This window comes from Mesorhizobium sp. 8, assembly GCF_006351905.1.
Taxonomy (GTDB): Bacteria; Pseudomonadota; Alphaproteobacteria; order Rhizobiales; family Rhizobiaceae; genus Mesorhizobium; species Mesorhizobium composti.
This window is the reverse complement of sequence record NZ_CP040914.1, coordinates 374236-389751: the sequence shown is the minus strand read 5'-3', so window position 1 is coordinate 389751 and position 15516 is coordinate 374236. Positions and strand designations below refer to the sequence as shown.

Sequence of the window (15516 nt, the reverse complement as noted above, 5' to 3'; positions counted from 1 at the left end):
GCTCCTTCCAGCAGTTCCCGGCTCTTGCGCCGCCTCCCGCAATGATGACGAACCCACAGCGAATGGACGCAGCATCTCAACCCCCCTGGCAAGATACGGAATGTCACTTTATATCATGCTAAAACTCGCGGCGCCATGGGAGTAACCTACCCTTACGTTAATTTTTTTCGCTTTTCTTCGCAATTTGACGGACGAGGAAAGAAATAAGATGAATTTCCAATGATTTGTTGACAACAATATAGAATTTAATATATTATAGTAAGAAAAACTATCTATTCATCATATCATGGCACATAGAATAATATTTAATAATTTTAGTGATTATAATATATAAAGATTTATTTTTATTTTAAAATACGAATCCGTAGAGAAATGAGCAATCGAAATATGCTCCACGAACGTAAAGCTGAACCGTTCACGCTCTTGCACGGCTGTCAACGGTGGCAAACGAATCTCTGAAATTCGCCTGGAAACGAGACGCGAATCCTTCAGGCCGGGCAATTCGTCCCCGCTGCTCTGTAAGATCTATGTATGCTCGCGGTTGGGACGGCTATTCGCTGAATTTGATTACCGCCCGGCCGCTCGTCAGATCAGCGACCATACGCGCCATGCCGTCTGCCAGGTCCTCCGGCACCGAGACGATCAGTTCCGCCCCGGTACCTGTGAATGACTGAACGCGGACCTGCGCTCCGGGAAGTGCCTCAAGCCGAGCCTGCACAAGCGCCAGATCACCGAAGGCGCATTTCACCGTCGCCGCGACAGTATCGACAAGCAGCACCTTTTCAGCCTCCCACAAACACATGGCGGCCGAGCCACCGTATGCCCGGATCAGGCCGCCGCTCCCGAGCAAGACACCGCCAAACCAACGCGTGACGACAACGGCGACACGATCCAACGACTGCCCATCGATAGCCTGCAAGATCGGCTTGCCGGCCGTTCCGCCTGGCTCGCCGTCATCGTTGAACCGGTAGGCTTGTCCGATCCGCCAGGCCCAGCAGTTATGGTTCGCTGTCTGATCCGAATTCGCCTCTATGAAAGCCTTTGCCGCAGCTTCATCGGGAACTGGCCCGGCGACCGCGAGAAAACGGCTCTTTTTGATCTCCTGCCGAACCGTTACCTTGGCGACCAGGGTGCTGAGATTGCTCATGCTACGGCTATCGCTTCGCCATAGACATCAGGAAGACCATGACCACCATAGCGAGCATGCCGACCGCAAGGCCGATGAACGCGCCGTAGACGCTCCCACCGTCACTGCCGACAATCGCACCGATGGCGGCACCGAAGGTCATCAAAATTGCGGGAATCAAACAGCCAGCCATAGCCAAGTGTAGGTACCGAAGGCTGGTAGTGCCATCCGATCGGCCTTTTCTTTGCCCCTTTCCACGGCGGTAACAGGGGTTGGATTCCCCTTGAGCGTACCAGTTTCCATCAATAGCGGCTATTGCAGATCAGGGCAGCGCTGGCGCGCGAACCGGCACAAGTTCATGTCGTCGCCTTGAGCAAGGCGACGAAGTCGTCCGCGATCCCATCGACGTCCATTTAGCCGTGCAAAAATCCTTGACCGGTTCCAGGCCGCCATCGGTCGGCAAGTTACGCCATGTCGCTGCCTCGGCCGATGATTCGTGCAGGGCGAAAGCGAGGCGGCTGGGATGCCGCCACGGAAATCTTCCTATCGACGATAGGCGGGCGCGGCGCGATACGTCCGAGGATCATGTCGTTGGGATGCAGCAGGCTCCTGCGCACTTGCATACCATGGATCGAGCAGCGAACGGGCGTGAGCCGGCGCGCGAACGGCAGCATGCGACGGCGAGGTCCGCAGCAGTTCGTGCAAGCGGGCCTGGGCCGGAGAACGGCGCGTGGAATCCACAGGCATGGATGGCGGCCGGCGCGGCCCCTTCATATCGATGGCGATGCCCCTGCCGAGAACGCCGAGGATGCCAAGCACCATCCCGACCAGCGCGCCGAAGGCACCCAGTTGCATGGTTGGAGGCGGCCAGCTGCGGGACCTGGGTTCCACCGGCGGCGAGATGATGCGGATGTTGGTCGTGTCCAGCTGCTGGCGCTCGGTGACTTCGCGCGCGCGGACAAGGAAGGCCTCGTAGATGGCGGTTTTAGCCGCCGCTTCCCGCGTAAGCTCGCGCAGCCGCACCTGAGCGTCGTTGTCAGAAAACACGCCGGAGCCTGCCCGGGCAGCCTCGGCTTCGAGCGACGAGGCATTGGATTGCGCCTGATCGAGGTCGTTCTTGGCGGCAAGCACGATGCGTTTCGTCTCGGCGTCGATTTCCTGCTGCAGGGCGCGCAACTCGATCTGCTGCGACGACGCGCGCGGATGCCGGGGGCCGTAAATCATCGACTGGGCGTCCGCCTGCGACTTCAGTGTCGCATACTGCGTGCGCAAGGCAGAGACCGTCGGCGATTGCATCGCCACCGCATCGGCGTTGCCGGAAGACAGTTCGCGATAGCGCGATTGCGCCGCGATCAGCTTTTGCCGCGCCTCGACGAGCTGCTGGTTGATCTGCGACATGGAGCGCGAGGAGACAAGTTCGCCCTGGATGGCCTGCAATCCGTTCTGGCGACGGAAGGCCTCGACCGCTTCCTCGGCGGCGTTGACGTCCGCCTTCAGCTTGCCAATGCGCTCGGTCAGCGCATCCACGGTGCGGCCGGCGCCTTCGGAATCGGCCGAAACCAGCTCTTCCCGGAACGCCTTGATGATCGCCTCGGAAATGCGGATCGACTTGTCGGCATTGTTCGTCCAGACCGACAGGGTGACGACGAAGGAAAGTTCGTCACGACGGGCACTCAGGCGTTTCATGAGGTTGGCGAGGGCAATTACTTCGTTGCTCTGCGAAGGCGCGCGGCCGAGCAGCCGGCCGATGCTGAACGCGGACGGCGGCGGCACGAATTCCGGATCGTTCTCGAGGTCGAGCGCGGCGATGGCCCTGAGAAGCACACTGCGCGAAACCAGCGTCTGCCGCTTGCTCTCGACGTTGAGAAGCTGTGCGTCCCTTTGCTGGTCGTTCTGCCTGAAGAGGTCGTCTGAGACGATTTGCAGGCCCGCCGGATTCATCAATATGTCGGTCGTTACCGTGTAGCGGGGCTTTGACAGCATCGAGTACGACACGCCCGCCAGCAGACCGACGACCATGGCAAGAACGATCCAGCGAACGCCCTTGCGCAGCCAGAAGAACAGGCGCGGCAGGTCGACCAGCAGATAGGCGCTGACGGCGTCCCATCCGTTACGCTGCTGCGTACCGTATGGGCTCTGATCGTGGTCCTGGTTCATCGGCATGCGAACCTCGCGTTGCAGCGACTCTCCGCGCTTCGCGGAAAGTCCCTCAATTCCATTACGGGCAGCGTATTTAATTTTCGGTTTCGAGGGCCAATCCCGCGTGTTGCCTCCCCGCCCCGGTTCCGAGTTTGTTTACCATTCCCGGTAATCATGGCGCACGGACCGCATCCGCAGGCGGCAGCACGCGGCAGTGCCCGCGCAGATGTTCGGACCAGGCCATGGCATCCCCGAAATTCGAAAGCGTCGCGATCTATGCGCTGATAATCGTCTCGATGTGGAGTCCTGCCCCGGACTCGCCGCTCGGCAGCCTCGGCGAACCGATCCGCTATGCCCTGTTCGCCGGCATCTCGCTGACGCTGATCGCCTATACCTACTTCGCGCGGCGCATCAGGGTATCGTTGTCCGCGGACTGGGCATTGCTGATCGCGTTCCTGCTTTATACGGCGCTGTCGGCCCTGTGGGGCGACGGCGGGGCGAACGGAATGATCAAGGCTGTGCTGATCCTTTTCACCCTTACGGTGTCGATCTGCATCGTCAACCTGAAGCGGCTCGATGAGCTTCTCGTGGTCTTTTACACACTGGCCTGCATCTTCGTGGTCGTATCGCTGATCATCGTGGTGCTGTTTCCGGCGCAAGGCATCGAAACTGGCTGGGAACTGGAAGGCGACTGGAAGGGCTTTGCCGCGCAAAAGAACGAACTTGGGGCGATCTCGGCCTTCGTCGTGGTCGGCGCCCTCGCCCTGCCCGTGGGACTCGGCCGGCTGGCCATGCCGATACGGCTGGCCAACATCGCCATCGCCATGGTTTGCCTGATCAATTCAGGATCGCGCGGCGGCCAGTTGATCGCGATCGTCGGCGTTGCCTCGCTCATCTGCTCGCGCCTGCCGAAGACGTTGCAGCGCTTGATCCTCGTCGCGCTCGTCGTCTTTTCGGTGCCGCTGATTCAGCTCGTGCTCTCGACCATCTCCCTGACCGACGACAGGATCGGCGTGTTGGGTACGACCCTCAACACCAGCAATCGCACGACGCTCTGGTTCTACGGTCTCGACCAGCTCCAGAGCCACCTGTTCCTCGGCTTCGGCGTCGGCGGCTTCTGGACACCGGCGCGGCTGCTCATTTTCCAGGATATGCACGGCTGGGTGCTGGATAATTTCCATAACGGCTACATCACCATCCTCATCGAAGGCGGGCTGGTTGGGTTGCTGCTGATGCTCACGGCGATCGGCTTTATCCTTTTGCTGCTTCTCGTCTCGGTCGGCCATCTCAGGGATGCCTATCTCAGCGTCGCCTTCGCCTTCACGATGATGTTCCTGGTCAGCAATCTGGTCGAGAACCAGATAGGCCGCTCGACATCGTCGTTCTTCCTGATGTTCCTCGTCATTTCCCTGGGCATATACGGCTATGTGAAATGGCTTGCCCGCCTACCCGCAAACATGCCGCCGCACCCGACGCGAGGTCCCGAAAGGCGCCCCATCGCGCAACGGGCCTGATGTAGGCCACCGGGGGATCATCCGTCTTCCGATCGGAGCATTGCAGCGATCACAATGAGTTCCACCGCCAAGTGGCCAAACCAGAGGCCGCTCGCTCAATGCTGACATCACCACCCGTGCTTGGCATGTCTTTTGCTTTATCCCTCTCAACGGACGACAGGCGGATGAGTTGTTCCAAACTGGAACGGTACAGGGATTTGTTGCGATGGCTTTGACACGCGGCGGAAACGCCAAGACCGCAATGCGAACCGGTTACCGGCCCGAACTCGACGGGGTTCGCGCCATCTGCATCCTGTTCACGGTGGCGAACCATGTTCTGGGCACGCCACGACTGATCAACGGCTCGGTCGGTGTCGATATCTTCTTCGCCTTGAGCGGATGGTTGATCACCTGGCTGCTGATCCACGACACACATGACGGCAGAGGAGCCAAACTGGCTTCCTACTATATCCGTCGTGTCTTCCGCATCGTGCCGCTCTATGCACTCACTGTCATCCTTTACGGGCTAGCGGCGCTGGCGCTCGGATTCTTGACGGGAAGCGATGCGGAGATCCTCAATTTTCGCGACGGCTTGCCCTATTTCGCGACGTTCAACGGCGAATACATGCACCAGGAGACGGGAACGCTCTTCGGCCACTCCTGGACGCTCGGCATAGAAGAAAAATTCTACATCATCTGGCCGTTCATCATGGTGTTCCTGTGGAACTCCAGGCTCTTTGCCGTGACCGCGCTGGCGAGTGCGCTATTGTCCTTGATCTGGATCGGGCAAAACCCGGAACTGCTCATCCGGGGCTACGCCGGGTTGAGCTTCGGCGCCGCGCTGGCTGTCGCGGCCTCACAGTCAGGCAGGTTGAGGGTTCGGCTCCAGTCGCAAAAGACGGCATGGCTGGCGCTGGTCGGAATTGCCGCCTCCTACATAGGCTCGCTCGCCTTGCCTCACTTGTATCTGTGGAACGTCGGTATCGCTTTCTTTGCAGCAGGTTTGATCGGTAATCTCTGGCTGGCGCAAGGCGAGTGGCTCCTCAGCAGGGCGCTTTCCATGCGTCCCCTGGCCGCCGCCGGTCGTTTGACCTATGCCGTTTATCTAACTCACGTCCTCACCATGAACGTGGTCGTGCTGATCCTGACAAAGCTGAACATTGCGATGCCTTGGATGGCAGTTTTCGTACTTTCCTACGCTGCCTCGATCGCTGTTGCCTATGCGCTGCATCGTGCGGTCGAAAAGCCGCTGATCGAGATCGGCAGGGAGATTGCGAAACGCTCGGCCAATCGCGTCACTGTTCCTGCCTTCTCCACTATTGCCCTGCAGTCGAGGCATCTGAGCACGTAAGAAACGGAAGAATACAACAATTCGCGGTCGCACAGCCGAGATCGATCGCCTGACGGGAAGCGGCTCGCCCGCCAACGCTGGCGCGCGTTTCCGCCTGATCAGGCGGACAGCGGCCTGCGGTTGTCGCGGCCGCGCTTGGCCTGCCACATCATATCCTTGGCCAGGATGCCGCCGACGCGGCAGAAAGCCGTGAAGGCGCGGCCGGCTTCCTCGACGTCGACCACGCCGACACTGGCGCTGAAACAGGCGTTGAAAGCCGCCTGGTAGAGCTTGCCCTGCCGGCCCGCCGGCCATTCGGCCAGCAGGTCCAGGGCCTGCTCGACCCCGTAGATTTCCTCGATCGGAAGGCCGTCCACCATGCGGACCCTGACGGGAATGGAAAATTGCAGGCTGCTCATGGAACGTCTTTTCATCCGGCGCCGTCGTGCGACGGCAACGCCTTGCGTGGTGAAAGGTTGCGATTGATCGGGCGCTTGTCGCCCTCAATTGTGGCTTCCATGCGGGCGCTTCAAGGCCATCGCGCGATATTGAAGGTTGAAGAATGAGCCTTTCGATGTCACATGAAGGGTCGATATCGAAACAAACCCTGCCGCACCGTTCATGACCACCTATCTCGACGCCGCCACTGCTCCGTTGCGCAACACCGGCCAGATCCGCCTCTACAACGAGGATGGCTTCGTCGGCATGCGCAAGGCCTGCCAGCTGACGGCGCGCTGCCTGGACGAGCTCGCCGACCTGGTGAAGCCGGGCGTCACCACCGAGACGATCGACCGCTTCGTCTTCGAATTCGGCATGGACAACGGCGCCCTGCCCGCGACCCTCAACTATCGCGGCTACACCAAATCGTCCTGCACCTCGATCAACCATGTCGTCTGCCACGGCATCCCCGACGACAAGCCGCTGCGCGAGGGCGACATCGTCAACATCGACGTCACCTACATCCTCGACGGCTGGCACGGCGATTCCTCGCGCATGTATCCGGTCGGCCAGATCAAGCGGGCGGCCGAGCGCCTGCTAGAGGTCACGCACGAATGCCTGACGCGCGGCATCGCGGCGGTTCGGCCCGGCGCCCGCACCGGCGCCATCGGCGCCGCGATCCAGAGCTATGCCGAGGGCGAGCGCTGCTCGGTGGTGCGCGACTTCTGCGGCCACGGCGTCGGCCTTTTATTCCACGACGCGCCGAACATCCTGCATTACGGCCATACGAACGAAGGCGTCGAGATGCGGCCGGGCATGATCTTCACCATCGAGCCGATGATCAATCTTGGCCGGCCGCATGTGAAGGTGCTGTCGGACGGCTGGACGGCGGTGACGCGTGACCGTTCGCTGTCGGCGCAGTACGAGCATACGGTGGGCGTGACCGAGACCGGCTGCGAGATCTTCACGCTCTCGCCCAAGGGATTGGACCGCCCCGGCCTGCCCGCCTGATTTCAACAACTGCCTGCTGCGCGGCGCTGTGGAAAAAAGGCCGCCACGCCCGTTCAACGTGCCGGAAACATCGCCTATCATGATGCCGGCAGGGAGCGGTGCAAGTGGGCGCAGACAGGCGACAAGAAGCTGGATTCCTGGCGGAGCAGGCCGTCGCGCCACCGACCGCCGAACAGAAGCCGCACTATCTCGGTCATCGCGACCGGTTGCGCGAACGCTTCGCCAGCGCCGGGCATAGCGCCCTGCCCGACTACGAACTCCTGGAACTTTTGCTGTTCCGCCTCATACCGCGCGCCGACACCAAGCCGGTGGCGAAGGCGCTGCTGGCGCGCTTCGGCACGCTGGCCGAGGTGCTGGGCGCGCCGGAAAACCTCTTGCGAGAGGTCAAGGGCATCGGCCCGGCGGTGGCACTCGACCTGAAGATCATCGCCGCCGCCGCACAACGCATGCTGCGCTCCGAGATCAAGGGACGCGAGACGCTGTCGTCGTGGGCGCAGGTGCTCGACTATTGCCGCGCGGCCATGGCCTTCGAAGAGCGCGAGCAGTTCCGCATCCTGTTCCTCGACAAGAAGAACGCGCTGATCGCCGACGAAGTGCAGCAGACCGGCACCGTCGATCATACGCCGGTCTATCCGCGCGAGGTCGTGCGGCGGGCGTTGGAGCTTTCCTCGACGGCCATCGTGCTGGTCCACAACCACCCCTCCGGCGACCCGACGCCCTCGCGCGCCGATATCGACATGACCAAGGAAATCGTCGAGATCGGCAAGCGCCTGGGCATCGCCGTTCATGATCACATCATCATCGGCAAAAAAGGCCATGTGTCGATGAAGGGGCTGCTTCTGATCTGACGGGATCGGATACCGTGGCGATCCCCGCAAACGGAAAAGGCCGCCTCGCGGCGGCCTTCTCGAAAACGAACGCGGGACGGTTTACTCTGCGTCCTTGGCAGCCTTCTTCTTCGGCGCCGCCTTCTTCTTCGGCTCTTCACCGGCTTCCTCGGCCTTGTCGGCCTTCTTGGCGGACGCCTTCTTGGCCGGCTTGGCCTTCACCTCGTCCTCGTCGTCCTCGGCCATCAGCTCTTCCTTGCTGACCTTCTTGTCGGTCACGGAGATCTGGCCGAGCAGGTGGTCCACCACCTTTTCCTCGAACATCGGCGCGCGCAGCGTGTTCAGCGCATCCGGATTGGAGCGGTAGAACTCGTAGACTTCCTGCTGCTGGTTGGCGGGGAAGCGACGGATCTGCTCGAACAGGCCGCGCTGCAATTCGTCGTCGGTGACGGTCACGCCGGCCTTCTCGCCGATTTCGGCCAGCACGAGGCCAAGGCGCACCCGGCGCTCGGCCAGACGGCGATACTCTTCCCGCGCGTCCTCCTCGGTGGTGTCCTCGTCGGCGAAGGTATGGCCGGCAGCTTCGAGATCGCGGTTGACCTGGGCCCAGATGTTGTTGAATTCGGCGTCCACCAGCTTGGAGGGGGCCTCGAAGATGTAGGCGGCGTCGAGTTGGTCGAGAAGCTGGCGCTTGACTTTCTGGCGGGTCATCGAGCCGAACTGGCTCTCGATCTGGCCCTTGACCACCTCGCGCAGGCGCTCCAGCGACTCCAGCCCGAGATTCTTGGCCGTCTCGTCGTTGATCTCCAGCGCGCCCGGCTTGGCGACTTCCTTGACGGTGACGTCGAAGGTGGCTTCCTTGCCGGCCAGATGCGCGGCCTGGTAGTTCTCCGGGAAGGTCACGGTGACCTGCTTCTCGTCGCCGGCCTTGGCGCCGACAAGCTGATCCTCGAAGCCGGGGATGAACTCCTTCGAGCCGAGCACCAGCGGCTGGTCGTTGCCGGCGCCGCCGGCGAAAGCCTCGCCGTCGATCTTGCCGACGTAGTCGATGGTGACGCGGTCGCCCTCGGCGGCCTTGCCGTCCTTCGGCTCATAGGTGCGGGCGGATTCGGCGACGCGCTTGACCTGCTCGTCGATCTCGCTTTCCGGCACGTCGTAGACCGGACGGGTGACCTTGATGTCGGCGAAGTCCTTGATCTCGATCGGCGGGATGACCTCGTAGTTCAGCTTGAACTCGAAATCGGCGCCGCCGGCGAGGATCTTCTCGGCTTCCTTCTCGTCCTCGGTCATGACGATCTCGGGCTGCATGGCGGCCTTCTCGCCGCGACCGGTGATGATCGTGCGCGACTCGTTGAGAATCTCGTTGACCACCTCGGCCATGAACGACTTGCCGTAGACCTTGCGCAGGTGCTGCACAGGCACCTTGCCCGGACGGAAGCCGTTGATGCGGACCTTGTCCCTGGCGTCGGACAGCCGCGCCATCAGCTTGGCTTCCATATCGCCGGCCGGTACGGTGACCTTGATCTCGCGCTTGAGGCCGGAATTGAGCGTTTCGGTGACCTGCATCATCAAACCTTTGTTTCAATCGATCAGGCCGTCAAAACGGTGTTCGCCGTTTGCAGCCTGTGGAACAGTCTTGGCCGGGATAGCTTTGGCGCGGGACCCGGAAAGCCGGCCGCGATTAGGCCGAAGCATCCGAAACACGCTCCAAAATGTGATTAAGTCTTTGTTTTTCCGACTTCTTATCACATCTTCCAGAAGCGGATCGTCTCATCCCGTCACATTCGACACGCCTTCTGTCACAGGCGAGGCCAATTTTCAACCGTCTTCGCGCTTCCAGACGAGCGCAATCAAGGCCCCGACATTGACAGAATGATGGCTACATGGGATTGCCGCAGGCGTAGCGGATGTGGCGGAACTGGTAGACGCCCTGGATTTAGGTTCCAGTGCCGAAAGGCGTGGAGGTTCGAGTCCTCTCATCCGCACCACTTTCCGCCTTCCCGACAGTTGCTTCGCTTCCCGTCCGGACCGAACGGCCCACCCGCCGCTGGACGCTTTCGGCCGCCCGCAATCCCTGCGAATTCGAGACTATGTCGGGGATGCGGACCGTTTTTCCTTGCAGGCCGCAAAATCATGGAAGTAACGTATAGCTGAAAGGTCGCAACCCGATAGATTTGACAATCCAGGAGGAATTTAGCCCGGCTGAAAGTCTGACGGGTTTGTGGGGAGGAGGCGGCGCGATCTTGGGCGCGCTGGGGGAGCATGGCGAAGCGTTCATTCCATAAGCATGACCGGGCGGCGTTTGTCCTGCTGTGCTCGACGGCACTCACGGCGGGGGCATACGCGCCGCCTGCCTGGGGCGCGGGTTGCACGATCAACGACGTGAATTACACGACCTGTACCCAGGGCGTCGCAGGGTCGACCGGCGCCGCTGGCGACGGTACCGCAGGGACAACGGTTGCCGGCGTCGGCACGATGGGCGGCGACGCTACAAACGGCGGCGCCGGTGGCGTTGGCGGCAGCGCGTTCATCGGCACCCCGGTCATTACGATTAACTCGGATGCGGCCGCGATCGGTGGCACTGGCGGCGTGGGCGGCAGCGCCAAAGGCGGGGCGGGTGGCAATGGTGCCAACGGTGTAGCCGGTGCAAACGCCGCAGCCGGCTCTGGTGGCGACGGTGGTGCCGGCGGCGATGGCGGCAACGGTGGACAGGGAGGAGCGGGCGCTCAGGCTGGTCCCGGCGGTTCCGGCGGCACGGCGTTCGACGGCAGCGGTTTCACCTTGCAGAATGCCGGAGCCATCGTCGGCGGCCTGGGTGGCTCGGGCGGCGACGCCAGTGGCGGCACCGGCGGTGCGGCGGGCAACGGCGGCGCGGGCGGCAATGGTGCTGCCGGTGGCGTCGGGATCTCGGGCGGAGCGGGCGGCCGAGGTGGCGACGGCGGCGATCTGGGTGCCGGGGGAGTTTCCGGCACGGCGGGTGCGGGTGGCGCCGGCGGGAACGCGGTGAGCGGCAGCAACGGGACCGTGATCAACACCGGCACGATTGCCGGCGGCGACGGAGGGGCCGGCGGCAGCGCCGCCGCGGGCCTCCAGAATACCAGCGGCGGCAATGGCGGCGCCGGCGGCAATGGCGGAGATGGCACCAGTGGTGGCTCCCTCGGCGGCGCTGGTGTTGCCGGTGGGGTTGGCGGGGCTGGCGGCAACGCCGGCACGATTGGCACTGGTGGCGTTGGCGGCAACGGCGGCAAGGGCGGCGCCGGCGGCTTGGGCATGGACGGAAGTCCAGGCACTGCCGCCGGACCAGGCGGTGCAGGTGGCGTCGGCGGCGCAGGGGGCGCAGGGGGCGCAGGGGGAAGCGTCGCTGGCGACGGTGGATCGGGCGGTTCAGGCGGAGATGGTAGCTGGGGCGGCTCTGGCGGCTCTGGCCTCTTAGGCGCATCCGGGGGCACCGGCGGGATTGGCGGTTTTGGCGGGGCGGGAGGAAATGCCGCCAACGGCAAGGGCGGTGCCGGGGGGAGAGGCGGTTACGGTGGCATCGGCGGCGTTGGTGGCTTCGGTTCTATCACTGGCCCGGGTGGTCAGGGCGGCGATGGGGGCTTTGGCGGTACGGGCGGTACGGGTTCAGGTGTTGCCGGCGCTCCTGGCACGACCGGAAGTCCTGGTGGTACGAGTGGCGGGGCGACCTTGGGCGGTTTCGGCGGTTACGGCGGCGCCGGTGGCGCGGGTGGCGGCGCCCCTTACACTCCCGGCATTCCGGGCAGTTCAGCCGGTGCGGGCGGTGCGGGCGGCGTCGGCATTATCGGGTCGAACCTCACCGTCATCAATTCCGGCACGATTTCCGGTGGATTGAACGGTAGCGGGCCAGCGCGAGCAAACGCCATCACCTTCACCGGCGGCACCAACCGGCTGGAATTGCAGGCCGGGTCGACGATCGTCGGCAATGTCGATGCGACGGCCGGCACCGGCAACCTATTGACGCTCGGCGGAGCGGCCGCCAGCAGTTTCGATGTTTCGAAAGTCGGCGCCGCGCAGCAATATCGGGGTTTCACCGGCTACGAGAAGACCGGCTCCGGCACCTGGACGCTGACGAACACGACCACCGCGGTGACGCCGTGGACGCTGAAGCAGGGCATATTGTCGGTATCCTCCGAGGCCAATCTCGGTGCAAGCGCCGGCGCCCTCACCTTCAACGGCGGCACGCTGGAGAACACGGCTTCCTTCACGTCCACGCGCAATGTCACGCTGAACGGCGGCGGCACGTTCCTGACCGATGCCGATTTGATCATCGACGGCGTCGTTTCCGGCGGCGGCGCGCTGACCAAGGAAGGCGGCGCCACGCTGGTGCTGAACGGGGCCAACACCTACACCGGCCAGACGCTGGTTTCGAACGGCACGTTGCAAGCAGGCAATGCCTCGGCATTCGGCGATCCCACCAATTCCTTGCAGGTCACGTCCAGCGGCGTCGTCGATCTCGGCGGCTTCGATGTCAGCCAGTTTGCCGTCGACCTTTCCGGCAATGGAGAAATCCGCGGCGGCACGCTTCGTGACCTCGCAACTTTTGCCCAGTCGGGCGGCACGATGGCAGCGACATCCTACAGCACCGACTACGCGCTGACCGGCGGCACGATGTCCGGCAGCGTTATCGCCGCTACCCAGTACGAGCAGGACGGCGGGCTGACTTCCGGCGCCGTGGCGACGACGCAATACAAGCTCACGGGCGGCACTCTGTCCGGCAGCGCCGACACAGGCAAGTTCGAGCTGACGGGCAACGGCGCGGTGTCGGCTACCGGCCTCATCAATATCGACAACATCATTCCCGGCGGCGGGATGACGCAGGACGGCGCCAACACCACCATGGCGGGTACCGTGGCAGGCCCGAGCGGGATCGGCAACGCGCCGCTCTATGCCCTGGTGGAAGGCACCATGGCGGGAAACGTGCATGCCGACGCCTATCAACAGTCCGGCGGCCTGACCAGCGGCACGGTGATCGCGACGCAATTCGTTTTCACCGGCGGCACGATGAACGGCAGCGCCACCACCGGCACTTACGACCAGTCCGGCGGATTGACCCAAGGCGCGGTCACGGCCACGAAAGTCGAGCAGTCCGGCGGCACGATGGCCGGAACGACCGATGCCGGCACCTATCAGCTCACCGGCGGCCTGATTTCCGGCATGGCGACGGCGGCGACCCTGTTCGACATGCAGGCCGGAACCGTCAGCGGCCACCTGACGGGGGCTGGGATGCTCGTCAAATCGGGTAATGACACCGTATTTCTGTCCGGCACCAACAATTATACCGGCGGCACGGTGGTGCAGGCTGGCACGCTGGTGGGAAATGTGGATTCCATCCGCGGCAACCTCAGCAACGACGCGGCCGTTGTATTCGACCAGGCGGCCGACGCGCTCTTCGCGGGAACCATAACGGGCGGCGGCGGTATCGTGAAAAAGGGCGACGGTCGCCTGCTGCTCAGCGGACTGTCCTCGGCCTTCGCCGGCAGCACGACGGTCGAAGGCGGAGCGCTCTCCGTCAACGGCACGCTCGGCGGCACGCTCGACGTCCAGTCGGGCGGCAGGCTGATGGGATCTGGCACCGTGGGCACGACGTCGGTCGCCGGCACCGTCGCGCCGGGCAATTCGATCGGCACGCTGACCGTGGCGGGCGACATTACCCTGGAGCCGGACTCGACCTACGAAGTGGAAGTCGAACCAGGCGGCACCGGCAGCGACCAGATCCACGCGACGGGAAAAGCTTTCCTCAAAGGCGGCAAGGTCGTGCATGTCGGCCAGGCCGGCACCTACGAGCCGAACGCCAGCTACACCATCCTGAAAGCCGACGCCGGCGTGAGCGGCACTTTCGGCGCGGTCACCTCCAGTTTCGCCTTCCTCGACCCAAAATTGTCTTACGACCCTACCAGCGTCTATCTCAGGCTCGTCCGTAACGACGTCGCCTTCGCATCTGCCGGCCAAACGCCGAACCAGCGCAGCGTCGGCGGCGCCGTCGATCTGTTCGGCCCCGGCAATCCGATCTGGAATGCCGTCGTTTCGTTGAGCGCCACGCAAGCCGAAAGCGCCTTCGACGGTCTGTCCGGCGAGATCCACGCGTCGGCCAGGACGGTGCTGGTCGAGGACAGCCGCTTCCTGCGCGATGCCGTCAACGAGCGCATCCGCGCTGCCTTCGCCGGCGTCGGCGCGGCGGCTTCGCCGGTGCTGGCCTATGGCGAGACGGATACGGATGGTGCCGCGACAGCGGCCTTCAGCCACGCGCTGGCGCCGGCCGATACGGCAAGCGTGGCGGCATGGGGCTCGGTCTTCGGCTCCTGGGGCTCGACCGACGGCGACGGCAATGCCGCCGGGCTCGACCGCTCCGCCGGCGGCTTCTTCACCGGCATCGACGGACTGGTCGCGGAGAACGTCCGCCTCGGCATCATGACCGGCTACAGCCATTCCAGCTTCGACGTGGACGGCCGCGCCTCTTCCGGTTCCAGCGACAGCTATCATCTGGGCCTCTATGGCGGCACGGAGATGGGCGCGCTCGGCCTGCGCTCGGGCCTCGCCTACAGCTGGCACGATATCTCGACGGCCCGCTCGGTCGCCTTCCCCGGCTTTGCCGACAGCCTGTCGGCGGATTACAATGCCGGCACCTTCCAAGCCTTCGGCGAGGCGGGCTACCGCATCGACACGGCGAGCGCCTCGTTCGAGCCGTTCGCCAACCTCGCCTATGTCAGCCTGCACACCGACGGCTTTGCCGAGAAAGGCGGTGCGGCGGCCCTCACCGGCGCCGGCCGGACCACCGACACCACCTTCACCACGCTGGGCATGCGCGCCTCGACCGGCTTCGACCTCGGCGGCATGACGGCCACCGCACGCGGCATGGTCGGCTGGCGTCATGCCTTCGGCGACACCACGCCGCCGGCCACGCAGGCCTTCGCCTTTGCCGGTGCGAGCAGCTTCGCCATCGCCGGCACCCCGATCGCGAAGGATGCCGCGGTGCTCGAAGCCGGGCTCGACTTCGCCATCTCCGACAATGCCACGCTCGGCCTCTCCTACACCGGACAGTTCGGCGCACATGCAACCGACAACGGCGCGAAAGCGGATTTCGATATCCAGTTCTGACGCCCCTCCCCCGACATCGCCCCGCTTTCCGGGACGACT

At 63.6% G+C, this 15516-nt stretch carries 12 protein-coding genes and 1 tRNA gene; 8 read left to right on the top strand and 5 right to left on the bottom strand.

The window, feature by feature from the left end:
* Positions 1 to 550: 550 nt before the first annotated feature.
* The 3 genes from FGU64_RS02005 to FGU64_RS02000 form a co-directional block, all read right to left on the bottom strand.
* A complete protein-coding gene (locus FGU64_RS02005; RefSeq protein ID WP_139950672.1) occupies positions 551 to 1147 on the bottom strand; it encodes a YigZ family protein in 597 nt (198 codons plus the stop codon).
* Between the two features lie 7 nt (positions 1148 to 1154).
* Positions 1155 to 1289 carry a hypothetical protein gene (locus FGU64_RS23675; protein WP_281405285.1) on the bottom strand — a complete coding sequence of 45 codons (135 nt, stop codon included), beginning with the start codon at positions 1287 to 1289 and terminating at the stop codon, positions 1155 to 1157.
* A 380-nt stretch (positions 1290 to 1669) separates the two neighbouring features.
* A complete protein-coding gene (locus FGU64_RS02000) occupies positions 1670 to 3289 on the bottom strand; it encodes a GumC family protein (protein WP_139950671.1) in 1620 nt (539 codons plus the stop codon).
* Positions 3290 to 3417: 128 nt separating this feature from the next.
* Here FGU64_RS02000 and FGU64_RS01995 point away from each other — a divergent pair, with 128 nt between their 5' ends.
* Positions 3418 to 4779 carry an O-antigen ligase family protein gene (locus tag FGU64_RS01995; RefSeq protein ID WP_139950670.1) on the top strand — a complete coding sequence of 454 codons (1362 nt, stop codon included), beginning with the start codon at positions 3418 to 3420 and terminating at the stop codon, positions 4777 to 4779.
* Between the two features lie 205 nt (positions 4780 to 4984).
* Positions 4985 to 6109 carry an acyltransferase gene (locus FGU64_RS01990; RefSeq protein ID WP_139950669.1) on the top strand — a complete coding sequence of 375 codons (1125 nt, stop codon included), beginning with the start codon at positions 4985 to 4987 and terminating at the stop codon, positions 6107 to 6109.
* A 98-nt stretch (positions 6110 to 6207) separates the two neighbouring features.
* On the opposite strand, the gene FGU64_RS01985 is transcribed toward FGU64_RS01990, so the two are convergent.
* Complete coding sequence (locus tag FGU64_RS01985) at positions 6208 to 6507, bottom strand: DUF982 domain-containing protein (RefSeq protein ID WP_139950668.1); 300 nt, start codon at positions 6505 to 6507, stop codon at positions 6208 to 6210.
* 202 nt (positions 6508 to 6709) lie between these two features.
* On the opposite strand from FGU64_RS01985, the gene map reads away from it, so the two are divergent.
* Both map and radC read left to right on the top strand, forming a co-directional pair.
* Positions 6710 to 7537, top strand: coding sequence for a type I methionyl aminopeptidase (gene map, locus FGU64_RS01980; RefSeq protein ID WP_139950667.1), 828 nt, complete (start codon positions 6710 to 6712; stop codon positions 7535 to 7537).
* 137 nt (positions 7538 to 7674) lie between these two features.
* Positions 7675 to 8385, top strand: coding sequence for a DNA repair protein RadC (radC, locus tag FGU64_RS01975; RefSeq protein WP_246671312.1), 711 nt, complete (start codon positions 7675 to 7677; stop codon positions 8383 to 8385).
* A gap of 81 nt (positions 8386 to 8466) precedes the next feature.
* On the opposite strand, the gene tig is transcribed toward radC, so the two are convergent.
* Positions 8467 to 9930, bottom strand: coding sequence for a trigger factor (tig, locus tag FGU64_RS01970; protein ID WP_139955227.1), 1464 nt, complete (start codon positions 9928 to 9930; stop codon positions 8467 to 8469).
* A 337-nt stretch (positions 9931 to 10267) separates the two neighbouring features.
* Here tig and FGU64_RS01965 point away from each other — a divergent pair.
* The 4 genes from FGU64_RS01965 to FGU64_RS01950 all read left to right on the top strand — a co-directional run bounded on the left by FGU64_RS01965 (position 10268) and on the right by FGU64_RS01950 (position 15477).
* Positions 10268 to 10352 (top strand) — tRNA-Leu (locus tag FGU64_RS01965).
* Between the two features lie 656 nt (positions 10353 to 11008).
* Complete coding sequence (locus tag FGU64_RS23175; RefSeq protein WP_180375609.1) at positions 11009 to 11371, top strand: hypothetical protein; 363 nt, start codon at positions 11009 to 11011, stop codon at positions 11369 to 11371.
* Positions 11372 to 11509: 138 nt separating this feature from the next.
* A complete protein-coding gene (locus FGU64_RS23170) occupies positions 11510 to 11797 on the top strand; it encodes a hypothetical protein (protein WP_180375608.1) in 288 nt (95 codons plus the stop codon).
* Between the two features lie 251 nt (positions 11798 to 12048).
* Positions 12049 to 15477: an autotransporter domain-containing protein gene (locus tag FGU64_RS01950; RefSeq protein ID WP_139950665.1), complete on the top strand. Its 3429-nt coding sequence runs from the start codon at positions 12049 to 12051 to the stop codon at positions 15475 to 15477.
* Positions 15478 to 15516: the final 39 nt, after the last annotated feature.

Coding starts and splice junctions, on each gene's coding strand:
- FGU64_RS23675 (WP_281405285.1), bottom strand. CDS start 1,289: ATGACCTTCGGTGCCGCCATCGGTGCGATTGTCGGCAGTGACGGTGGG.
- tig (WP_139955227.1), bottom strand. CDS start 9,930: ATGCAGGTCACCGAAACGCTCAATTCCGGCCTCAAGCGCGAGATCAAG.
- FGU64_RS01985 (WP_139950668.1), bottom strand. CDS start 6,507: ATGAGCAGCCTGCAATTTTCCATTCCCGTCAGGGTCCGCATGGTGGAC.
- FGU64_RS01990 (WP_139950669.1), top strand. CDS start 4,985: ATGGCTTTGACACGCGGCGGAAACGCCAAGACCGCAATGCGAACCGGT.
- FGU64_RS02005 (WP_139950672.1), bottom strand. CDS start 1,147: ATGAGCAATCTCAGCACCCTGGTCGCCAAGGTAACGGTTCGGCAGGAG.
- FGU64_RS02000 (WP_139950671.1), bottom strand. CDS start 3,289: ATGCCGATGAACCAGGACCACGATCAGAGCCCATACGGTACGCAGCAG.
- map (WP_139950667.1), top strand. CDS start 6,710: ATGACCACCTATCTCGACGCCGCCACTGCTCCGTTGCGCAACACCGGC.